The 21,508-nt window shown below is 68.9% G+C and carries 23 protein-coding genes; 11 read left to right on the forward strand and 12 right to left on the reverse strand.

The annotated features are described in order from the left end of the window. Nucleotides 1-6 precede the first annotated feature (6 nt). A complete protein-coding gene (locus QM597_RS10560) occupies nt 7-1,413 on the forward strand; it encodes a WS/DGAT/MGAT family O-acyltransferase (protein ID WP_415004849.1) in 1,407 nt (468 codons plus the stop codon). Then, nucleotides 1,410-1,712 carry a hypothetical protein gene (locus tag QM597_RS10565; RefSeq protein ID WP_415004850.1) on the forward strand — a complete coding sequence of 101 codons (303 nt, stop codon included), beginning with the start codon at nt 1,410-1,412 and terminating at the stop codon, nt 1,710-1,712. The genes QM597_RS10560 and QM597_RS10565 overlap by 4 nt, the downstream gene beginning before the upstream one ends. 160 nt (nt 1,713-1,872) lie before the next feature. Here the strand turns inward: QM597_RS10565 and QM597_RS10570 are convergent, their stop codons facing one another. The 7 genes from QM597_RS10570 to QM597_RS10600 are packed head-to-tail and all read right to left on the reverse strand — an operon-like array spanning nt 1,873 to nt 6,256. Next, nucleotides 1,873-2,277 (reverse strand): pilus assembly protein TadG-related protein, encoded by a 405-nt coding sequence (locus QM597_RS10570; protein WP_415004851.1) that lies wholly within the window; start codon nt 2,275-2,277, stop codon nt 1,873-1,875. Continuing rightward, the gene (locus QM597_RS10575) at nt 2,274-2,708 is read right to left on the reverse strand and encodes a hypothetical protein (protein ID WP_415004852.1); all 435 of its coding nucleotides are present in this window, start codon (nt 2,706-2,708) and stop codon (nt 2,274-2,276) included. The genes QM597_RS10570 and QM597_RS10575 overlap by 4 nt, the downstream gene beginning before the upstream one ends. Continuing rightward, nucleotides 2,705-3,100, reverse strand: a complete 396-nt coding sequence (locus tag QM597_RS10580) for a TadE family protein (RefSeq protein ID WP_415004853.1) — start codon at nt 3,098-3,100, stop codon at nt 2,705-2,707. The genes QM597_RS10575 and QM597_RS10580 overlap by 4 nt, the downstream gene beginning before the upstream one ends. Next, on the reverse strand, nt 3,093-3,281 hold the full coding sequence (locus QM597_RS10585; protein WP_415004854.1) for a hypothetical protein: 189 nt from the start codon (nt 3,279-3,281) through the stop codon (nt 3,093-3,095). Before QM597_RS10585 ends, QM597_RS10580 begins: the two co-directional genes overlap by 8 nt. 13 nt (nt 3,282-3,294) lie before the next feature. Next, a complete protein-coding gene (locus QM597_RS10590; protein WP_415004855.1) occupies nt 3,295-4,212 on the reverse strand; it encodes a type II secretion system F family protein in 918 nt (305 codons plus the stop codon). Beyond that, nucleotides 4,209-5,030 carry a type II secretion system F family protein gene (locus tag QM597_RS10595; RefSeq protein WP_415004856.1) on the reverse strand — a complete coding sequence of 274 codons (822 nt, stop codon included), beginning with the start codon at nt 5,028-5,030 and terminating at the stop codon, nt 4,209-4,211. Before QM597_RS10595 ends, QM597_RS10590 begins: the two co-directional genes overlap by 4 nt. Next, nucleotides 5,018-6,256, reverse strand: a complete 1,239-nt coding sequence (locus QM597_RS10600; RefSeq protein ID WP_415004857.1) for a CpaF family protein — start codon at nt 6,254-6,256, stop codon at nt 5,018-5,020. The genes QM597_RS10595 and QM597_RS10600 overlap by 13 nt, the downstream gene beginning before the upstream one ends. 157 nt (nt 6,257-6,413) lie before the next feature. Between QM597_RS10600 and QM597_RS10605 the strand changes: the two genes are divergently transcribed. Next, nucleotides 6,414-6,833 (forward strand): DUF1801 domain-containing protein, encoded by a 420-nt coding sequence (locus QM597_RS10605; RefSeq protein ID WP_415004858.1) that lies wholly within the window; start codon nt 6,414-6,416, stop codon nt 6,831-6,833. Between the two features lie 128 nt (nt 6,834-6,961). On the opposite strand, the gene QM597_RS10610 is transcribed toward QM597_RS10605, so the two are convergent. Together QM597_RS10610 and QM597_RS10615 are read right to left on the reverse strand one after the other, a co-directional pair. After that, a complete protein-coding gene (locus QM597_RS10610) occupies nt 6,962-8,479 on the reverse strand; it encodes an adenylate/guanylate cyclase domain-containing protein (RefSeq protein WP_415004859.1) in 1,518 nt (505 codons plus the stop codon). Nucleotides 8,480-8,663: 184 nt separating this feature from the next. After that, nucleotides 8,664-9,026, reverse strand: coding sequence for a hypothetical protein (locus tag QM597_RS10615; protein WP_415004860.1), 363 nt, complete (start codon nt 9,024-9,026; stop codon nt 8,664-8,666). Between the two features lie 140 nt (nt 9,027-9,166). Here QM597_RS10615 and QM597_RS10620 point away from each other — a divergent pair, with 140 nt between their 5' ends. The 4 genes from QM597_RS10620 to QM597_RS10635 all read left to right on the forward strand — a co-directional run bounded on the left by QM597_RS10620 (nt 9,167) and on the right by QM597_RS10635 (nt 12,658). Beyond that, complete coding sequence (locus QM597_RS10620; RefSeq protein WP_415004861.1) at nt 9,167-9,877, forward strand: response regulator transcription factor; 711 nt, start codon at nt 9,167-9,169, stop codon at nt 9,875-9,877. Next, entirely contained in the window at nt 9,874-11,307 is a 1,434-nt protein-coding gene (locus QM597_RS10625) for a sensor histidine kinase (RefSeq protein ID WP_415004862.1), read from the forward strand. The genes QM597_RS10620 and QM597_RS10625 overlap by 4 nt, the downstream gene beginning before the upstream one ends. 68 nt (nt 11,308-11,375) lie before the next feature. Continuing rightward, entirely contained in the window at nt 11,376-12,137 is a 762-nt protein-coding gene (locus QM597_RS10630; RefSeq protein WP_415004863.1) for a PspA/IM30 family protein, read from the forward strand. 53 nt (nt 12,138-12,190) lie between these two features. Next, nucleotides 12,191-12,658 carry a DUF2505 domain-containing protein gene (locus QM597_RS10635; RefSeq protein ID WP_415004864.1) on the forward strand — a complete coding sequence of 156 codons (468 nt, stop codon included), beginning with the start codon at nt 12,191-12,193 and terminating at the stop codon, nt 12,656-12,658. A gap of 208 nt (nt 12,659-12,866) precedes the next feature. Here the strand turns inward: QM597_RS10635 and QM597_RS10640 are convergent, their stop codons facing one another. Continuing rightward, a complete protein-coding gene (locus QM597_RS10640; protein WP_415004865.1) occupies nt 12,867-13,490 on the reverse strand; it encodes a hypothetical protein in 624 nt (207 codons plus the stop codon). Nucleotides 13,491-13,642: 152 nt separating this feature from the next. Between QM597_RS10640 and prfB the strand changes: the two genes are divergently transcribed. Together prfB and QM597_RS10650 are read left to right on the forward strand one after the other, a co-directional pair. Further along, a complete protein-coding gene (gene prfB, locus QM597_RS10645) occupies nt 13,643-14,749 on the forward strand; it encodes a peptide chain release factor 2 (RefSeq protein WP_415004866.1) in 1,107 nt (368 codons plus the stop codon). Continuing rightward, entirely contained in the window at nt 14,746-15,288 is a 543-nt protein-coding gene (locus tag QM597_RS10650) for a DUF4245 domain-containing protein (protein ID WP_415004867.1), read from the forward strand. The genes prfB and QM597_RS10650 overlap by 4 nt, the downstream gene beginning before the upstream one ends. A gap of 41 nt (nt 15,289-15,329) precedes the next feature. Here the strand turns inward: QM597_RS10650 and QM597_RS10655 are convergent, their stop codons facing one another. Both QM597_RS10655 and QM597_RS10660 read right to left on the reverse strand, forming a co-directional pair. After that, nucleotides 15,330-16,637, reverse strand: coding sequence for an ATP-binding cassette domain-containing protein (locus tag QM597_RS10655; RefSeq protein ID WP_415004868.1), 1,308 nt, complete (start codon nt 16,635-16,637; stop codon nt 15,330-15,332). Continuing rightward, on the reverse strand, nt 16,621-17,487 hold the full coding sequence (locus QM597_RS10660) for an ABC transporter permease (protein WP_415004869.1): 867 nt from the start codon (nt 17,485-17,487) through the stop codon (nt 16,621-16,623). Before QM597_RS10660 ends, QM597_RS10655 begins: the two co-directional genes overlap by 17 nt. Nucleotides 17,488-17,613: 126 nt before the next feature. Between QM597_RS10660 and glf the strand changes: the two genes are divergently transcribed. After that, nucleotides 17,614-18,780: a UDP-galactopyranose mutase gene (gene glf / locus QM597_RS10665; protein WP_415004870.1), complete on the forward strand. Its 1,167-nt coding sequence runs from the start codon at nt 17,614-17,616 to the stop codon at nt 18,778-18,780. Further along, entirely contained in the window at nt 18,777-21,461 is a 2,685-nt protein-coding gene (leuS, locus tag QM597_RS10670) for a leucine--tRNA ligase (RefSeq protein ID WP_415004871.1), read from the forward strand. The genes glf and leuS overlap by 4 nt, the downstream gene beginning before the upstream one ends. The last annotated feature ends 47 nt before the right edge of the window (nt 21,462-21,508 follow it).

Genomic DNA, 21,508 nt, shown 5'->3' on the forward strand with positions numbered 1-21,508 from the left:
AGTGACATGCAGCGTCTGAGTCCGCTGGACGCTCTGTTTCTACAGAGCGACAGCCCTGCGGTACCCCGTCAGATCGCGACGCTGACGATCCTCCAACCGGGTGAGATGCCGCTGGACTACGACCGGCTGCTGCGCATCATCGACGAGCGCATCGACCTCGTGCCGCGCTATCGACAGGTACCGCGGCACGTGCCCGCGCGGCTCGGTGCGCCGGTGTGGGCCGATGACGAGAACTTCGACATGACGATGCACGTGCGCCGTTCTGCCCTGCCGTCGCCCGGCACGCGCGATGCCTTGCACGAGCTGGTGGCGCGGCTGATCGCGCGCCGTCTCGACCTCGACCGGCCGCTGTGGGAGCTGTATCTGATCGAGGGGCTGGAGGACGGCGCGGTCGCGCTGCTGTTCAAGGCCCACCAGGCGCTCGTGGACGGGTCGGAGACCGTCGATCTGGCACAGGTTCTGCTGGAGGAGGTGGCGCACGCGCGCGACATCCCCCATGAAGAATGGAACCCGCGACCCGATCCGGGGCCGGTGGCGCTGGCCGCAGCCACCCTCAACCACACCGTCACCCGCCCTGGCGAGGCGCTGAAGACCGTCGAGCGCATCGCCGGCCGCTTCGTGCGGCACCTGCCGGCCGTCGGCAGTGGTACACCGCCGGCCACCGGGGTCCTGCAGGCCACGCTGTCGCGGCACCGCCGTTTCGCCACGCTGTCGGTGTCCTTTGACGATCTGCGCCGGGTGCGCGAGTTCCACGGCGGTACTGTCAACGATGTTGTGCTCGCCTCGATCACCGGGGGCCTGCGCAGCTGGATGCTCACGCGGGCCGAATCGGTCACGCCGAAGACGAGTTTCCGCGCCCTCGTGCCGATGTCGGTGCTCTCCGACGGCCTGCCGACGTCGCTCGGCTCCCGGGTCACCGGTCACCTGGTGTCGCTGCCGGTCGGGGAGTCCAACCCGGTCGTGCGCCTGCATCAGGTCTCGTACGCCTTGAAGGACCACCGCGAGACGGGGCAGGCCGTGGCCGCCAACGAGCTGGCCAATCTGCCAGGTTTTGCCACCTCGACCTTCCACGCGGTCGGCGCGCGCGTGGCGATGGCCGAGGCGCGGCGCGATCACCACATCACCATCACCAACGTCCCCGGCCCGTTCGATCCGGTCTACCTGGCCGGACAGCAGGTACGCGAGGTCTATTCGTGCATCCCGTTGCACGGCCACCGGGCGCTGTCCATCGCCGTCACCTCCTACAACGGACGGGTGTTCTACGGGCTGGTCGCCGACCGCGACGCCATGGCGGACCTCGACGTGCTCGCGCAGTGCATCGCCGAGTCGATGGAGGAACTGGTCGAGTCGGTCAGTTCCGCGCGCCGCCGCGCGCCGAGGGGCCGCCAGCGACCGAAGCGAGACGGCGCGTGACCGTGCGGGTCTACCTCGCCGCCTCCGCCGACGACCTCGCGCGCCTGGCTGCGGGGGAGGCACTGGGCAACGAGCAGTGGGTGGCGGCCACGGCCGACGAGGAAGACGAGCTGGCGGCGCTGGAGGAGGCCGCCGAGGCCGGTCCGGTGGCTGTTGCGGCCGATGTGGCCGAAGCTGACGATCCGGTGGCGCTCGACCAGGTGGCGTCGTTCCATCTGGCGCTCGACGAATCCGGCCATCTGCAGTGGTTCGCGGCGACCGAGATCGACACGGTTCGGGGGCTGCTCGTCGGCGCGTAAGAGCGACCGCCGGTAGGCGGAGCCGGTCATTGTCCCCCGCAAGCGGGAGGGGCCACCACCTCGAAGCCTGCGACGGTGGAGTCCCTTCGAGGCTCGGCCGCAGGCGGCCTCGCACCTCAGGGACCGGATTCCTCCTGTCTGCGGTGTCTCTCAACCGCGATCAGCTCGAGGGGTGTAGCCGTCCGGTGGCCTCGGCGGTGATCGTCGTGGTCGACGGCATGCCCGGCGGTGCCAGCGGCAGGCTGATGTCCTGCGCGAGCCGGACCGTGACGCGGTCGCCGTCGAGACGCACCTCGAGGACCCGGACGCCCGGCGTGTCGGCGACGTGCTCGGCCACGCGCGCTCGCGCGGCACCGAGGTCGAGCGTCATCTGGCCGTCGTCGTAGTAGGCGGCGAGGTCGAGGGCGTCGGCGGCCTCGATGGCCGCGCCGTCGGCCAGCCCGTTGAGCCGCTGGCGCTCGAGGAAGGCATCCGAGGCGTTGACGACCACGGCGGCGAGCACGCCGAGCACGGCGAACAGGCCCACGGTCAGCAGGGTGATCTGGCCGTCGTCGCGCCGGGTCACCGCTTGCCCTCGCGGTAGGAGCCGTAGGCCTGCGTGTGGACGGCGTCGACGGTGATGGTGCCGAGGTCGTCGCCGAGCACTGACGGCATGAGGGGCAGCGGCTGGTCGACCGTCACTGTCACGCGGACCTTTGATCCGGGCTGCAGGCAGTCGGCGGGAGTCGGCTGGCAGGCGATGTCGACCCGGGCACCGGTCACCCCGTGGTCGGCCAGGGCGACGCGGGCCGCCTGCTCGGCCCGCTGCTGGGCCGTGGCCAGGTCCGGTGCGCGGACGAACGAGCGTCCGGCCGCCTGGCTCGCTGACGAGACGGCGAAGGCCGCCCGCTGGGCCTCGAACACGCCGAGCATCAGGTAGACCAGCGGTACGAGCAGCAGGACCGTGAGCCAGACGAACTCGACCGTCGCCGTGCCCTGCGAGGGCCGCCGGGTCACGGTTCGACCTCGCTGACCGCGTGGCCGGTCACCTCGACGGTGAAGGCCGGGCCGAAGAGGCCGAGCGCCGGGATCTCGCTGACGACGCGGACCTCCACACCGGGAGCGCCGCCGACCTCGGCCGGCGATACCTCGATGTCGCGCAGGAACCGGTCGCCGATGGCCGCCTCGATCTGCTCGCGGGCGCGCTGTTTGCCGATGCCCGGCGGCGCGTCGAGGACCGAGGCCGCCCGCGCTCCGTCGGAGGCCGCTGCGGTGGTCACGTTGCGCACGTGCATGATGAGCGCCACCTGGGCGATGCCGAGCACCAGCGGAACGACGATCACCATGACCAGCACGAAGTCGACGACCGCCGTTCCGCCGTCGCGGTGCCGGGGAGGCCGGTCAGCCACCGACCGACGCCAGCGCCTGCTGGAGGATGCGCGACAGCTCCGGACCGGCGATGGCGGTGAGCGCGGCCACAATTCCGGCGCTCATCACGGTGATCATCACCCAGCCCGGGACGTCGCCGTCGTCGCGGTGCGGAGTGCGGCGGCGTGAGGTGAGGCGGGCGTACCAGGGACGGTGGGACATGGCTTTCCTCTCGTTAGGATCCGGATGTCAAATGCAGGCCGATGAGGCCGGGATAGAACGCGAAGACGATGGTGACCGGGAGGATGGCGAAGACCACCGGCACCATCATCAGGACCTCGCGCCGGCCGCCGGTCTCGATCAGTGCGCGCCGCGCGGCTTCGCGGACGTCGGCGGCCTGGGCGTGGAGTACGTCGACCAGCGGGGTGCCCCGCTCGATGGCACCGGCTAGGCCTTCGGCGAACCGCGCGATGGCACCGACACCGGTGCGCGAGGCCAGGGCGTCGAAGGAGTCGGCGACGGTGCCGCCGGCATGGACGTCGCCCATGACGCGCCGCAACTCGTCGGCAAGGTCCCCGTGCGCGAGCGTGGACACCCGCTGCACGGCGGCGGCCGGACTCTCACCGGCCGCCACGGCGAGGGCGAGCATGTCGGCCATCGTGGGGAACTCCTGCAGCATGGCCGCCTCGCGCGCTTCGACTCGCCGGGTGAGGTCGTGGTCGCACCACCAGGCGGCCCCGAAGGTTGCGATGGCGCACAGGATGAGCAGGGCCAGTGGCGGGGTCGGGTGCCGGGCCAGGATCAGCAGGCTCAGCGCCACCGACAGGCCCGCAGCGGCTCCGGCCCGGCGCAGTTGCCGGGCGCGGAAGACCTCCAGACTCATCGCCGAGCCGAGCCGGTCGAGCCTGCGGCGGACGCTGTCGGCGCTGCCGATGGCATCGGCGACAGCCGTGCCCGCTGCATGCAGCCGTTGAGGGATCGAGACTGTGTCGACATTGGCGTGCGGGTTCAGGTCGGCGACATCGCGCACATACGGGGCCACGCGGTCGATCAGGGCGGGACGCCGGCCGCGCAGCCAGCCGGTGACGCCGAGCAGCACACCGAGCGTGAACGCCCCGCCGAGGAGGGCACCGAGCACCGGACCGACGCTCATGCGAACACCCGCCGTTCGGCCGGAAGCCGCCCGATCCGCACCATCAGCCGGTAGGCCGCGAGGCAGACCACGGCTCCGGCCACGATGATGACGGCTCCGGTCGGCGTGGAATACCGGGCCACGACTTCGGGGCGGCCGGCCATGCTGAGCAGGACGAGCCACGGGGCCGCCACTGCGATCCGCGCCCCGTTGACCGTCCAGGACTGGCGCGACTCCAGTTCGCCGCGGGTGCGCAGGTCGTCGCGCAGGAAGCCGGACAGGGAGCGCAGCACGCGCCCGAGGTCGTGGCCGCCGACGCGCCGGGTCAGCCGCAGGGCCTCCACGACGCGGTCGCCGACCGGATCGGCGAGGCGGTCCTTGAGCCGGTCCAGGGCGTCGTCGAACCGCCCGGCGGCCTGGTAGTCGCGGCCGAACTGCTCGAAATAGGGACGCAACTGGTCCGGCCCGCGCCGTCCGAGCGCAGCCAGGGATTCCGGTAGTGACATCCCGGCGCGGACCGCTGAGGCCAGGTGGTCGACCGCGTCGGGCCACACGGCCCGGCGCTCGCGGATCTGCCGCTCCCGGCGTCCGCGACGGATCGCCGACGGAGCGAAGGCGGCCAGCAGTGCGAAGCCCGCGCCGATGACGGTCGATCCGGTGACTGCGGCGACGACGACCAGGGCCGCGAGCGCCGAACCGGCCGCTGGCAGGATCGCCGCCGCTGAGCGGCCGGGGCCGCTGCGGGCCGTGCGACCCAGGCGCGGCGGCTCCGGCGTGCTCCACCACGACGCGAGCAGCGTGACGCCGAGACCGAAGGCCAGGCCGATCAGTGCGCCCATGTCGCACCGCCGAGGATCGCGTCGAGATCCAGGCCCGCGCGGGAGAAGGCCTCGGCCCGCATCGGCCGCCCGAGGGAGCGCCGCAGGTCGCCGCCGGACCGCTCGAAGACCGGCTCGCACTCGACGACGCCTGCCTCGATGCGCCCGGTGACGGCCACGATCTCCTGCACGGCCCGGTGTCCGTGGGCGTCCAGGGCGGTGTGCACGACGAGGTCGACGGTGCTGGCGACGGTGGGCAGTACGAACGCTGAACCGATGTTCTCGCCGGCCAGCAGCGGCAGGGTGCAGAGTTTGGCGAGCGCCTGCCGGGCGGAGTTCGCGTGGATGGACGCCAGGCCCGGCAGGCCAGAATTGAAAGCCAGCAGCAGGTCGAGGCACTCTGCGGCGCGGACCTCACCGACGATGATCCGGCTCGGCCGCATCCGCAGGGACTCCTTGACGAGCGCCCGTAGGTCGATCTCGCCGTTGCCCTCCAGCCCGGCGGGGCGGCACTGCATCTGCACCCAGTCCGGATGGGCGATCTGCAGCTCGTAGACCTCCTCGACCGACACGATGCGCTCGTGACCGGGGATCGCCCCGGCCAGGCAGTTCAGCAGGGTCGTCTTGCCTGCCTGGGTCGCTCCCGAGACGACGATGTTGAGGCCGGCTACGACGCTGGCCCGCAGGAACTCCGCGGCGTGCTGATCGAGCGTGCCGAGTTCGACGAGCGCACCGACCTCGTGGACGCGGGCGACGAACTTGCGGATGTTGACTGCGGTGAACCCCTTGGCGATGCCGTCGAGCACGACATGCAGCCGGTGTCCGCCGGGCAGGTTCGCGTCGACGAACGGCTGGCTGACGTCGAGCCGGCGGCCGGTGGTCGACAGCATGCGCTCGACGAGCTCTCGCACGCCGTCGGCGGTCAGGATGACGCTGGTCAACTCGTGCCGTCCGGCGCGGGCCACGAAGACCCGGTCGGGCGCGTTGATCCAGATTTCCTCGACCGCCGGGTCGTCGAGAAAGGGTTGCAGCGGGCCGAGGCCGGCGACGTCGGCGACCAGCTGGGCGATGGCCGCGTCGGTCTCCTCGATGGCGGTGACCGCGTCGCCGGTCAGGCTCGCGCGTTCGTGGGCGGCGACGACCTCCTGGGCGGCCCGCCGGACGGCGAGAGGGTCGGCGCGCGGGTCGATGCGGCGCTCACGCACCAGGTCGCGGACGCGCGTGGACAGTGTGGCCGTCGGATCCATCCGGCGTTCCTTCCCCCGAAAGACGCAGAAATCTTGCCGCATACTGTGGCGTGGCTCACCTCATCAGGTCAACCCCTCCCGGCAGGTGGTTGTGGATGGAGCCTCGCGCGAAAGGCGAGGCGTGCGCCGGCGGACCGGTTCTCGTTAGGCTGCGGGCATGGCCGACGACGCGAAGACGGTGCCGACGCAGATGCCGGTCGAGGAGTTCCTCGCGGGCCTGTCCGATGCGCGACAGGTTGCCGACAGTCGGGCCCTCATCGACATCATGGCGCGGGTCAGCGGCCACCGGCCGGTGATGTGGGGGCCGGCCATCATCGGCTTCGATGCCTATCACTACCGCTATGACAGCGGCCGGGAAGGCGACGGACCGGTCATCGGCTTCTCGCCGCGCTCGGGCAAGATCTCGATCTACCTCGTCGACGGCTGCGCCGAGCATGCCGGTGCCCTGGCTCGGCTGGGACGCCACACGGAGACCAAGGTCTGCCTGCACGTCAAACGTCTCTCGGACATCGATCTGGTGGTCTTGGAGGAGATCCTGGCCGCCTCCTACGCCGCGACGAAGGCCGCCTGGGCTTAGGAGGTTCTACAGGGAGGTCCGCTGGCTGAGGTGTGAGGCCGCTTGCGGCCGAGCCTCGAAGCCTGCCGTCGGGGGACGCAATCTGAGGGAAAACGGCTTCCGGGACAACCACGATCCCTCAGCCTCGGTCACCCGCCGCTGGTCAACGGCGGGGTGGCGACGCGGGTAGGTTCGGGGCGGCCGCGGGCTGTGAAGGGTTCGATCTCGACCCACGCGCCGGCCTCGTCGCCGGCGGCATCGAGCAGTGCGGCGTTCGCGGCCACATAGCTGGGGACCTGTTTGGCGTAGCCGGTCAGCCGGGCGGCCTCGTTGACCGGATCGCCGATCACCGTGTACTCGTAGCGTTCGGCCGCGCCGACGTTTCCGGCGACTGCGCGCCCGCCGGAGACGCCGATCCCGGCGGAGAGTTCGGGCACCTCTGCAGCCAGCCGTCGGGCCATGACCCGTGCTGCCGCGAGGGCTTTCGCCTCCGGCGCATCGACCGGGACAGGGGCGTTCCAGATGGCCAGGGCCGCGTCGCCCTCGAACTTGTTGATCCATCCATCGTGGTCGTGAACGACGTCGATGACCACGGTGAAGAATCGGTTGAGCAGGGACACGACCTCTTCTGGCGGGCGTTGCGAGGCCAGGTGGGTCGAGCCGATGACGTCGACGAACAGCACCACCACCTCACGGGTTTCGCCGCCGAGTTGAACGCCCCCGACCAGCGCGGTGCGGGCCACGTCGTCGCCGACGTGACGACCGAATAGGTCGCGCAGTCGTTCGCGTTCGCGCAGCCCGGCGACCATGTCGTTGAATCCGGCCTGCAGGAGGCCGATCTCGGTGCCGTCGTAGATCGGCGAGCGCACGTCGAGATCGCCCGCGCCCACCTGGGCGAGTGACTGCCGCAGGCCGCGCACCGGGTCCGAACTGGCACGGGCGGCGACGTAGATGGTGAAGCCCCCGATCACGACGCCGATCGCGCCCAGGACCAGCATGGTCATGGCGAGTTGAAAAACCGTGACGTCCTCGCGGCGCACGAGGGCGGCCAGGCCGACGGCACCGATACCCGAGACCACGACTCCGGTGCCGAGTATCCAAGCGAACATCGTGCGGTTGGCGACCGATCGCACCCGCAGCCGGTCGGGGATGCCGGTGGCCAGTGCGCGCCCGGCGAGTGGGCGGGCGATGCGCTCGGCTACGAGGTAGGCGATGGAGCTGGTGGTAATGCCGGCTAGCGCGACGATCTGGAGCACCGCTACGCCCAACGGCAGTGAGAAGAAGGCGTTGAAAACTGCGAAGAACACCGCCGATAGTCCCCAGGAGACCGCGTGCAGGGTGAAGAACCGGCGGGGAGCGTTGAGCACGGCTCGTTTCTCGGCGTCTGTCGGCGGACGGCCTTCGCGGATCCATCGCAGACCAGGCCGTCCGATCCGCATGCCTACGGTGACGCCGACCGCGAGCAGGATCGGGACGTAGATCGCCGCCACGATCAGGTTGACCAGCGGCAGGTTGTCGTGGTGCGGGGTCGGCATCGGGATCACCAGCGTCGCCAGGCAATACACGACGACGGCACCGACGAGGCTGGTCATGGACATTCCGGCGAGCATCGCTACGCGCAGCCGCCACACCAGGGAGATGCGCTGGGCGCGGGGGGAGAAGGCCATGGCTGTTGTTATACCGTCCGCCGCCGCCTCTCGGAGGCGGTCGGAGAGGTGGCGCCTGAGTGATTCCCTTCGCCCTGCGAGTGGGGCGATTCGCAGGGCGAAGGGAATTCCTCGGGGTGAGTTCCTTCGGGAAAGGTCTGGGCTGCTCGGGTGCCTCGGGGACTGAGGAGCCGCGAACGGGACCTCAGGACGCCGAACCCTCCGTACCGCCTTGAGTGCCGCCCTGCTCACTGGAACCGGGCGGCCCGCCTTGAGTGCCGCCCTGGCCGCCGGGTCCGCCTTGCTGCATCTGACCCATCTGCCCGCCCTGGCCGGGGCCGGTCGGAGTCGTGCTGCCCTCCTCGTCGAGCGCGAAGCCGAGCGCGATGCCGGCACCGAGGCCGACCAGGAGTGCGCCGGTGGCGACAGCGGCGGTGATCCAGCCGCGCTTGCGGGGGGAAGCGGCCGCCGGGGCCGGGGTAGTCGCCGAGGCGGGCGGGACAGGGGTAGCCGCCGGAGCGGGCGGAACTTGGGTGGACGTTTCGGTCAACGTGGTGGTGTCAGTCATGGCTCCAGCGTCGGACGGGAGTCTGTCGAGGGCCTGTGTCAGGGCCAGTAAGGCTCTGCGAGAGCGAGTGAGTCGCCTTCATAGACTTCACACAGCATCACCCCAGCCGCCGCGTAGTCACAGGCGGGACACTGGTGATCATGAACCTGACCCGGCCCGACGGCTCGCCCGTGCGCGTTCTCGTCGTCGACGACGAACCCAACATCGCCGAACTCCTCCAGATGGCCCTGCGCTATGAGGGCTGGGACGTCTCCACCGCAGGTACCGGACGTGCGGCGGTCGACGCGGCACGCGAGATCGGCCCGGACGCGATCATCCTCGACATGATGCTGCCCGATGTCGACGGTTTGGAGGTGCTGCGCCGGATACGCGCGCTGACCCCGGACGTGCCGGTCGTCTTCCTGACCGCGCGGGACGCCGTCGAAGACCGTATTCACGGCTTGACCGCCGGCGGTGACGACTATGTGACCAAGCCGTTCAGCCTGGAGGAGGTCGTGGCGCGACTGCGGGGGTTGCTGCGCCGCTCGGGCGCGCTGCTCGACCGCGACCACCACACGCTCACCGTCGGCGACCTCACCTTGGACGAGGACAGTCGCGACGTTGCCCGCGGCGGCGACCCCATCGAGTTGACGGCGACGGAGTTCGAGCTTCTCCGCTATCTCATGCGTAACCCACGCCGCGTGCTGAGCAAGGCGCAGATCCTCGACCGGGTTTGGAACTACGACTTCGGCGGCAACGCCAATGTCGTCGAGCTGTACATCTCCTACCTGCGCAAGAAGATCGACGCCGGACGCGAGCCGATGATCCACACCAAACGGGGCGCAGGTTACGTGCTCAAGCCGGCCGCGTGAGGCGTCTCGCGCCGGTAAGCCTGACCGGTCGGCTCGTCGTCACTCTTGTCGCGCTCGTCGCGCTCGTCGGGGTTGCGGTCTCGGCGCTGACCACGGTGACCATGCGGTCGTACCTGACCGGCCGCCTGGACGCCGAACTACACCAGAGCCTCGACCGGTCGACCCGCAGTTTCGGCGAGGAGCGTCCGGCCGGGCGACCGGACGCCGGGCCGTTTCCGGTGGCTCTCGGGCAGGGTGCCGGCACCCTGACTGCGGTGATCGACGGCGCGACCCGGCGCGGGGAGGTCATCGGCAACGGGGAGCGGACCACACTGCCGGCCTCGGTGCTCGCCGACCTGGCTCGGGTACCGGCCGACGACGACACCCACACTGTCGACCTCGATGGCGTGGGCAGTTATCGCGTGATGGCCGTTGAAACCCCCGATGGCCTGAGGATCGTCGCCGGGCTGCCGACCGCGAACGTCGACGACACGATCTCCAGCCTGCTGCTGTGGGAGATCGCCTTGACGCTCGCCGGGGTCGTCGCCGCAGCGGGACTCGGACGGGTGCTGGTGCGCCAGCAACTGCGCCCGCTGCGCGAGGTCGCCGAGACTGCTCACGAGGTGGCGGCGCTGCCGTTGTCGAGAGGCGAGGTTGCCGACACCCCGCGTGTGGCCGCTCACCTCGCGGTGCCCGATTCGGAGGTAGGGCGGGTTGGCGACGCGCTGAACACCCTGCTCGATCATGTCGAGACCTCGCTGACCGCACGGCACGAGAGCGAGCAGCGGGTACGGCAGTTCGTCGCCGATGCCTCGCACGAGTTGCGCACGCCGCTGGCGACGATCTCGGGTTACACCGAACTGGTGCGCCGTTCGGGCGGCAGCGAGGACGTCGCCCGCCAGGCGCTTGCCAAGATCGAGACCGAATCGGCGCGCATGGCCGCCCTCGTCGGGGACCTGCTGCTGCTGGCCCGTATCGATTCCGGCCGGCCGCTGGAGCACTGTGACGTCGACCTGACGCGGGTCGTGCTGGAAGCGGTCGGCGACCGGCAGGTGGTCGATCCCGACCGGCGCTGGGAGATCGACCTGCCGAGCGAACCCCTCGAGATCGTCGGCGACGAAGGCCGCTTGAACCAGGTACTGCTCAACTTGCTGACGAACGCCTCGCGCCACACGCCCGAGGGCACCACCGTCACGACGGCGCTGCGCCGCGATGGCGACGATGTCCGGCTCACCGTGCACGACGACGGCCCGGGCATCGATCCGGACCTGCTGGGCCACATCTTCGACCGGTTCGTCCGGGGCGACTCCTCGCGCACGCGGGCCTCCGGCGGCGCGGGCCTGGGAACCTCGCTGGTCAAGGCCATCGTTGAGGCCCACGGCGGCGGGGTCACGGTCGACAGTCGTCCCGGTTCGACGACCTTCACCGTCCGTCTTCCGGCCGGTGGTTGAGTACCGGTCGCTGATCGGGTTGGATCGAGACACAGCACACCCACTCACTTCGACGAAGGACGACCATCATGGCCCAGAAGCAGTCCATCCTCGGCCGGATCAGCCAGTTGACCCGCGCCAACATCAACGCCCTGCTCGACAAGGCCGAGGACCCGCAGAAGATGCTCGACCAGCTCGTGCGGGACTACACGAGTTCCATCGCCGAGGCCGAGGACGCGGTGGCGCAGACCATCGGCAACCTGCGCCTGGCCGAGGCCGACCACGCCGAGGACGTCGCGGCGGCGAAGGAGTGGGGTGCCAAGGCGCTGGCGGCCTCGCAGAAGGCCGATGCGCTGCGCGCCAGCGGCCAGGGCACCGAGGCGGACCGCTTCGACCAGCTGGCGAAGGTCGCGCTGACCAAGCAGATCTCCTTCGAGCAGGAGGCCAAGGCTGCGGCCCCGCTGATCGCCTCGCAGGGTGAGACGGTTGAGAAGCTCAAGGCCGGCTTGACCCAGATGCGCTTGAAGCTCGACGAACTCAAGACCAAGCGCGATCAGCTCGTGGCCCGCGCCAAGACCGCCGAGGCGCAGGCGAAGGTGGCCGACGCGGTCAAATCCATCGACGTCCTCGATCCGACCAGCGAACTGTCGCGGTTCGAGGAGAAGGTGCGCCGCGACGAGGCGCTGGTCGCGGGCAAGACCGAGCTGGCCTCATCGAGCCTGGACGCCCAGTTCGAGGAGCTGGAGGCCGACGGCGACGCGCTGGAGGTCGAGGCCCGGCTCGCCGAGCTGAAGCGCCTGGCGAGCGGCGCGGCTCCGGTCGTCGAGGGCACTGTCGGCGACGACGTGTGAATTCCGTCGCCAGAAGCCTGACAAACCGGGTGGCCGGCTGACAAGATGACGCCATGAAACTCAGCGAGACATTCACCTACAGCGGCGCGGACATCGACGCGGTGTACGGGCTGATCACCGATCAGGCGTTCCGCAGCGAGGCCTGCGAGGATCAGGGGGCCATCGAATACGAGGTCACCGTTGACGGCGGCACCGTGACCATCGTGCGTACCATGCCGGCCGAGGTCCCCGACTTCGTCAAGAAGCTCACCGGTTCGACCGTCAAGGTCAAGCAGACGGAGAACTGGCGCGACCCGGGCGACGGGACGCGCGTGGCCGACGTCAAGGTCTCCATCATCGGCCAGCCGGCCGAGATGCTGGGCACGGCGACGCTCACCGGCAAGGGCGACACGGTGTTCACCGTCGAGGGCAACGTCAAGGTCTCGATCCCGATCATCGGCAAGAAGTTCGAGGGCGAGTTCCACAAGCAGATCGTCCGTTCGCTGAAGAACGAGGTCGAGCTGGGTCTGGCCAAGCTCTGAGAACAGCGTCCACGACAGCAGGGGGCGGGCACCGGTTGCGGTGCCCGCCCCATGCTGTGCCCTCGACTACGGCCCGTTGTCTGGGTCATTTCGAGGCTTGCTCGTTCCTCGCTCGCACCTCAATGACCGGGTGGGGCCGTGTCGTGCCCGGTCCCTGAGGTGCGGAGGCCGCTTGCGGCCGGAGCCTCGAAGGGACCCGGACCTGCCCTCAGTAGTCGGTAATGATCCAGTCGCCGTTGTCCTTCTCGACGGTGAAGTCGACCGTATGGTCCTCCTCATCGTCAGCGTCGAGATCGTTCTCGGTGAACTCCACCGAGACGGTGACCTCCGAAGGATCGTCCTCGTCGTCGAAGTCGGTCGCCTCGATGTTCTGGATGTCGATCTCGACATCGTCGGGGTCGCTGTAGGGGTATTCGTCCTCGCAGGCGTCGGCGTCGTCGAACTGATCGGGGTAGAGATCGACCAGGGCCTCGCAGTCGCCGTCGTCGTAGGCGGCCAGGTAGTCCTCGACCACCGCGAGGTACTCCTCGCCGGTCTGCTCGGTCTTCGTGTCGTCGTGCGTGTCGTCGTCGGAGCGGTCCTCCGAGTTGTCGCCGCCGGTGGCGATGAGGATGACGGCGGTGACCAGGCCGGCCACCAGCAGCAGGATCGCCACGACGATGCCGATGATGAGTCCGGTCTTCTTGCCGCCTCCGCCGGGCGGGGTGGGCGCGGAGCCGTAGCCCCCGCCGCTGTATCCGCCGTAACCGGCTGCCTGCGGGTAGCCGGGCTGTGCGGGCGGGTAGGCGGTCTGGGACGGCGGCGGGACCGGGCCGGGGACGTGGGGCGACATGGCGGGCACCTCGGTAACTTCTGCGAAAGATGGGGGCGGGGCAGGGACGTCGGTCCGATGACCCCGGTCGGGGGAATGTTCCCCGAGCAGACCCATCTTGGGCCACGAACGGGCGTGCTGGCGAGTCTTTCCGGTCCGGTAGCCTCGACGGCGTGGCTGCCGTTGATTTCTCCGAGTTGATCCGTGACCTCGACCAGACGATGACGTCGATCGAGAAGGTCCTCGACCTGCCCACGTTGCGAGGCGAGATCGACGAACTGCAGGAGCAGGTCGGTGCTCCTGACCTGTGGGACGACCAGGCCAACGCCCAGCGGGTCACCGGCCGGCTGTCGGCGTTGCAGGCCGAGGTGGAGCGGGTCGAGGGCCTGCGCCAGCGCATCGATGACGTGCAGGTGCTCGTGGAGTTGGCCACCGAGGAGGGCGACGCGGAGTCGCTGGCCGAGGCCGAGGCCGAGATCACTCGCCTGCGCACAGCGGTGGAGAGCCTGGAGGTCCGCACGCTGCTGTCGGGTGAATACGATGAGCGCGAGGCGATCGTGACGATCCGCTCGGGTGCCGGCGGCGACGACGCCACCGATTTTGCGGAGATGTTGCAGCGCATGTACGTGCGCTGGGCCGAGCGCCACAAGTACCCCGTCGAGACCTACGAGACCTCGTGGGCCGAGGGCGCGGGGATCAAGTCCGCGACCTTCGCGGTCAAGGCTCCGTACGCCTACGGCACGCTGTCGGTCGAGGCCGGTACGCACCGGCTGGTGCGCATCTCGCCGTTCGACAACCAAGGCCGGCGTCAGACGTCGTTCGCGGCCGTCGAGGTCGTGCCGGTGCTGGAGCAGACCGACGAGATCGACGTGCCCGAAGAGGAGATCCGGGTCGACGTGTTCCGCTCCGGCGGTCCGGGCGGGCAGAGCGTCAACACGACGGACTCGGCGGTGCGCCTGACGCACCTGCCGACCGGCACGGTCGTCTCCTGTCAGAACGAGAAGAGCCAGTTGCAGAACAAAGCCAGCGCGATGGTCGTGCTGAAGGCGAAGCTGCTGGCGCTGAAGAAGGCCGAGGAGCGCGCCGAACTCGACGAACTGCGCGGTGACGCGCAGGCGTCGTGGGGCGATCAGATGCGCAACTACGTGCTCAACCCGTACCAGTTGGTCAAGGATCTGCGCACCGAGCACGAGACCGGCAACACCCAGGCGGTGCTCGACGGCGAGATTGACGACTTCATCGAGGCCGGGATCCGCTGGCGCCGGGCGCATTCGGCGTGAGCGCTCCGAAGCCGGGGTCGTCGCGGGGAAACCCGTCGATGGGTGACATCGTCCGCAGTGTCGGGGTGCTCGCGGTGATCGTGCTGGCGCTGTGGGGCCTCGGGCTGCTTATCACGCACACACCGGACGACCCGGTGAGCGACGTCGACTATGCGACGACCGCCGACAGCGCGCGCCAGGCGGCGACCTACGGGCTGTTGGCGCCGGCGGACCTGCCGGAGGGCTGGCGGGCCAACGGAGTGCGCTTCACGCCGGGCAGCACGCAGGCGTGGCATCTAGGCGTGCTCACCGACGAGGACCGGTATATCGGCCTGGAGCAGGACAAACGTCCGCTCGATGACGTGCTGGAGGAGCACGCCGAGGGGGCGAAGCAGGCCGGCATGGTCGAGATCGACGGGGTGACCTGGCAGCGCTTCGACGGGCCGAAGGATCGCATCACGCTGGTCCGGGAGACGCCGGAGGTGACGACGCTGGTCACGACCAGCACGGCACCGGTGGAGGACTTGCGCACCTTCATCGGCACCCTCACCACCGGCTGAGGCCCCTGCGGAGGCCAAGAAGCCAGCGCCTCGAAGGGTCCTCAGGCTCGGGTGTCGCGGTGGGCGTAGCGGTGGAGGAACACCGCCACCTGCTCGCGCAGCACCGGCTCGTCCGGGGCGAAACGCCGGGAACCGTCCTCGTCCTCGTAGGTCCATGTGAGGTCTTTCTCGGCAACCCAGGCAATTGCCCGCGCCGCCGGATGATCGGCCGGCACATCACTGAACGGATCGCCGCCGAGCTCATCGGACAGATCAGCCTCGGCATAGCGCGCGAGGAAGACCGCCATCTGCTCGCGGGTCAACGGCTTGCTCGGCTCGAAGGTGTGCTCCTCGCCGACGATGCCCTGGCGCTGTAGCCACACGATTGCCGGATAGAAGACGTGCTCGGTCAGCACATCGACGAACGGAGACGACGCCGGAAGGTCCGCCACACGCGGTTCCCCCGCCAGGCGATGCAGGAACGCCGCCATCTGCTCGCGCAGCACCGGTGCCTCCGGCTCGAAGCGCCCGTGGCCGCTGCCGCGGGTGATGCCCTTGAGCGCCATCCACGTCATCTCGCGCCGATACGGGTGCTCGTTCGGCACGTCGTAGAGCGCCCGCATCTGTACGACCGCCTCGGTCGCCGGACCGTCGTAGAGCACCTCGCCGCCCCGCAGCAGGATGCCCCGGTCGCACAACTGAGCCACCATGTCGAGATCGTGACTCACCACGACCAGCGTGCGGCCGGCCTCGTGCAGCTCGCGGATTCGCGCCAGGCACTTCTTTTGGAACGGCTCGTCGCCGACCGACAGGATCTCGTCGATCAGCAGGATGTCGACTTCGGTATGGATCGCCACCGAGAACGCCAGCCGCAAGAACATGCCCGAGGAATAGTGTTTGACCTCGGTGTCGATGAACTTCTCGATCTCGCTGAATGTGACGATGTCGTCGAAGCGGGCGTCGATCTCCTCTTTGGTCATCCCGAGGATGGCCGCATTGAGGTAGATGTTCTCGCGGCCCGACAGGTCTGGATGGAAGCCCGCGCCGACCTCGATCAGGCCCGCGATCCGCCCGCGCGTGCGGATCGCGCCGCCGTCGGGACGCAGCACGCCCGAGACCAGCTTGAGCAGCGTGGACTTGCCCGAGCCGTTGAAGCCGAGCAGCGCCACGGACTCGCCGGCCTCGACGGTGAAGTCGACGCCCTTGAGCGCGTCGAAGGTCGAGGCGATGGTCTTGCCGCGCACTTTGGCGACGAACGACTCCTTGAGCGAGTGGGTGTGGCGCAGCAGGAAGGTCTTGCGTACATTGCGCACGGCGATGGCCGTGGTCGGTGTGACGTCGGTCAGCACGGTCTCAGAGGTCTTGGGCAAAGCGACCCTCCAGGCGGCGGAAGACGAACTGACCGGCGGCCAGTACCACGAGTGACGACAGGAGGCCGAGGCCGGCGAAGACCCACGTGTCCGGTGCGAGTTCGCCGTGCTGCGTGGTCGGCAGCCAGAAGCCCTGGTGCATGAGGTTGACCGCCGAGGTCAGCGGGTTGAGCTGGTAAAGAGTGAACAGCCAGTCCGGCACGGTTTCGTGGACCATGTGCCACTGATACAGGACCGGTGAGGCCCAGGGTGCGACCATGACGATGAGTTCGGCGAAGTTCTGCGAATCGCGGAACGAGACGTTCGCCGCGCCGAACAGCATGCCCAGGCCCAGCGAAAAGCACATGGTGATGACGATGGCCACGAGGATGCCGGCGACCTGTGCGATGCTCGGTGTCCATCCCACCCCGAGGCAGGCGATCAGCAAGATGGCGACCTGCGGCAGGAAGTTCACCACTGCCACGCCGATAGTCGCCACCGGGAAGAGCTCGCGTGGCATGTAGATCTTCTTGATGAGCGCACCGTTGTCGACCAGCGAGCGGGTGGCGTTGATGAATCCCTCGGAGAAGACGTTGATGAGGATGAGGCCCGAGAACAGGTAGATCGCGAAGTTCTCGATCGAATCATTCAGCCGTAAGAACACGCCGACGGCCAGGTAATACACCGTGAACAGGGCCGCAGGCTTGACGAAGGACCAGATCCAGCCGAGCACCGAGCCGCGATAGCGCACCTGAACGTCCTTGCGGGTCAATAGACGCAGCAGATAGCCGTGACGCAGGACATCGACGAGTCCGTGGCCGCGGCCCGGATCGACCATCTCGGACACTGGATCGCTCGTGCGAACCGACACTTGCTCTCCTTTGCGCTGAAACCGGCCCGGCGTGAGGCGGTCTCGGCGAGTGTAGCGGCCGACTCCGGTAACGTTGGTGGATGCGCCGCCCGCGCTGTCGATGTCGAGGAGTAAGGGAATCTCGTGGTGAATGCTGATCTGTTGGTGGTGGGTTCAGGCTTCTTCGGCCTCACGATCGCCGAGCGTGCCGCCGAGCACGGCCTGAAGGTGCTCGTCATCGAGCGTCGTTCGCACCTGGGCGGCAACGCCTACAGCGAGTTCGAGCCGGAGACCGGCATCGAGGTCCACCGCTACGGCGCGCACCTGTTCCACACCTCCAACGAGCGCGTGTGGGAGTACGTCAACCGTTTCACGACCTTCACGAACTATGTGCACCGCGTCTACACCGTGCACAAGGGCGAGGTCTACCCGCTGCCGATCAACCTGGGCACGGTCAACCAGTTCTTCCGTTCGGCGCATTCTCCGGACGCGGCCAAGGCGCTGCTGGCCGAGCAGGCCGGCGAGTTCGAGTCGGCCAGCGCGACGAACCTGGAGGAGAAGGGCATCAGCCTCATCGGCCGGCCGCTGTACGAGGCGTTCATCCGCGACTACACCGCGAAGCAGTGGCAGACCTCGCCGACCGAGCTGCCGCCGGAGATCATCAGCCGCCTGCCCGTGCGCTACACCTACGACAACCGCTACTTCAACGACACCCACGAGGGCCTGCCGACCGACGGCTACACCGCGTGGCTGGAGCGTATGGCCGACCACCCGAACATCGAGGTGCGGCTCAATACGGACTTCTTCGACGACTCCCACGAGGCGAGCAAGGCGAAGGTCCTCGGCCAGATCCCGGTCGTCTACACCGGCCCGGTCGACCGCTACTTCGACTACGCCGAGGGGCACCTGTCGTGGCGCACGCTCGACTTCGAGGAGGAGGTGCTACCGGTCGGCGACTTCCAGGGCACCTCGGTGATGAACTACGCCGACGCCGACGCGCCGTACACGCGCATTCACGAGTTCAAGCACTTCCATCCCGAGCGCACCTCGCCCAGCGACAAGACCGTCATCATGCGCGAGTTCTCCCGCTTCGCCGAGGGTGACGACGAGCCGTACTACCCGGTCAACACCCCCGAGGATCGCGAGATGCTGCTGGCCTACCGCAAGCGCACCGAGGGCGAACCGAAGGTGCTGTTCGGCGGCCGCTTGGGCACCTACCAGTATCTCGACATGCACATGGCGATCGGCTCGGCGCTGTCGATGTTCGACAACCAGCTGCCCGAGCTGATCCCGGCGCTGAAAGAAGCTGAATGAGCCGGTACACCGCCGAACTGGCCGCCGAGATCGAGGCGCGCTGGCAGGATCACTGGGAGGCCGAGGGCACGTTCCACGCAGCCAATCCCACGGGTGATCTCGCGGGGGACGCCTCGGGGGAGAAGTACTTCCTCATGGACATGTTCCCGTACCCTTCTGGTGCGGGCCTGCACGTCGGGCATCCGCTCGGCTACATCGCCACCGATGTCGTCGGCCGCCATCAGCGCATGCTGGGCAAGAACGTGCTGCACGCGCTGGGCTACGACGCCTACGGTCTGCCGGCCGAGCTGCACGCGATCAGCACCGGCGAGCACCCGCGCGACAACACCCTGGCGAACATCGCCAACATGCGCCGCCAGCTGCGCCGCCTCGGCCTGGGCCACGACGATCGCCGCAGTTTTGCGACCATCGAACCGGAGTACGTGCGCTGGACGCAGTGGATCTTCCTGCAGCTGTTCAACTCCTGGTACGACGCCGAGACCGGCCGGGCGCGGCCCATTGCCGACCTGATCGAGAAGCTCGGGACCGACGATCCGGCCGTCATCGACGAGCACCGGCTGGCCTATGTCAGCGAGTCGCCGGTCAACTGGTGTCCCGGCCTGGGCACGGTGCTGGCCAACGAGGAAGTCACCGCCGAGGGCCGCTCCGAGCGCGGTAACTTCCCGGTGTTCACTCGCGATCTGCGCCAGTGGAACATGCGCATCACGGCCTATGCCGACCGGCTGATCGACGACCTGGAGCGGGTCGACTGGCCCGAGCCGGTCAAGCTCATGCAGCGCAACTGGATCGGGCGCTCGCACGGTGCGGAGGTCGATTTCGCCTCGCCTGCCGGTTCGATCCGGGTGTTCACCACGCGCCCCGACACGCTGTTCGGCGCGACGTTCATGGTGCTTTCGCCTGAGCATCCGCTGGTCGAGGCGCTGACCACGCCGGAGCAGGCCGATGCGGTCTTCGCCTACCGCGCCGAGGCCGCCGCCAAGACCGACCGGGAGCGTCAGGAGAACCGTGACAAGACCGGCGTGGCGCTTGGCGCGACCGCGACCAACCCGGTCAACGGCGAGCAGATCCCCGTTTTCATCGCCGACTACGTCCTCATGGGCTACGGCACCGGTGCGATCATGGCCGTGCCCGCCCACGACGAGCGCGACTTCGCCTTCGCCACGGCCTTCGGCCTGCCGACACCGCGGGTCATCGAGGGCGGCGAGCTGCCGTTCACCGGCGCGGGCGTCGCGGTGAACTCCGCCAATGCGGAGGTATCGCTCGACGGCTTGGGCGTCGAGGATGCCAAAGCGCGCATCATCGCCTGGCTGGAGTCCAAGGGCCTCGGTACGGCGAAGACCACCTACCGCCTGCGCGATTGGCTGTTCAGCCGCCAGCGCTACTGGGGCGAGCCGTTCCCCATCGTCTACGACGAGGACGACCGGCCGGTCGCGCTGCCCGAATCGATGCTGCCCGTCGAGCTGCCCGAGGTGCCCGACTACAGCCCGCGCACCTTCGCGCCGGACGACGCCACCAGCGAGCCGGAGCCGCCGCTGGGCCGCGTGGCCGACTGGGTCAACGTCACCCTCGATCTCGGCGACGGGCCGAAGCAGTACCGCCGCGAGACCAACACGATGCCCAACTGGGCCGGGTCGAGCTGGTATGAGCTGCGCTACACCGACCCGCACAACGCCGATCAGGTGTGTGATCCGGAGAACGAGCGCTACTGGCTCGGTCCGCGCGAGGCCGGAGCGGCCGGCGGCGTCGACCTGTACGTCGGCGGCGTCGAGCACGCGGTGCTGCACCTGCTGTACGCACGGTTCTGGCACAAGGTCCTGTTCGATCTAGGACACATCTCCAGCGAGGAGCCGTTCCAGCGGCTGTTCAACCAGGGCTACATCCAGGCCTACGCCTACGCCGACGCGCGTGGCGCGTACGTACCCGCCGACGAGGTCGTCGAAGGCGACGGCGAGACGTTCACCTGGAACGGCGAGCCGGTCTTCCGCGAGTACGGGAAGATGGGCAAGAGCCTCAAGAACGTCGTCACACCCGACGAGATGTACGACGCCTACGGTGCCGACACCTTCCGCGTCTACGAGATGAGCATGGGTCCGCTGGACGTCTCGCGCCCGTGGGAGACCCGTGCGGTCGTCGGCTCGCAGCGCTTCCTGCAGCGGGTCTGGCGTCTCGTCGTCGACGAGGAGACCGGCGCTCTGGTTGTCACCGACGACGCACTGGACGACGCGACGCTGCGCGTGCTGCACAAGACCATTGATGGCGTGAGCGCCGACATGGAGCATCTGCGTTTCAACACCGCCATCGCCAAGCTCATCGAATTGACCAATCACTTGACGAAGACGGGGGTGAACGCGCGGCCCGCCGTCGAGCCGCTGACGCTCATGCTCGCACCGTTCGCGCCGCACCTGGCCGAGGAGATCTGGTCGCGCCTGGGGCATGCCGAGTCGTTGGCGCGAGCGCCCTATCCGGTCGCCGATCCGCGCTACCTCGTGGCCGACACGGTGACCTGTATCGTCCAGGTGCAGGGCAAGGTGCGCGCCAAGATCGAGGTCGCTGCTGACGCGCGCGACGAGGCGCTGAGCGGGCTGGCGCTCGCCGAGGCGAACGTGCAGCGCGCCATCGACGGCCGTGAGGTCCGCAAGGTCATCGTCCGCGCCCCCAAGCTCGTCAACATCGTCGTGTAGTCGGCGGGGTCCCTGAGGTGCGATTGCCGCACACCCGACGGGACCTG

Source organism: Aeromicrobium sp. (assembly GCF_047607065.1).
In the GTDB taxonomy this organism is placed as follows: Bacteria; Actinomycetota; Actinomycetes; order Propionibacteriales; family Nocardioidaceae; genus Aeromicrobium.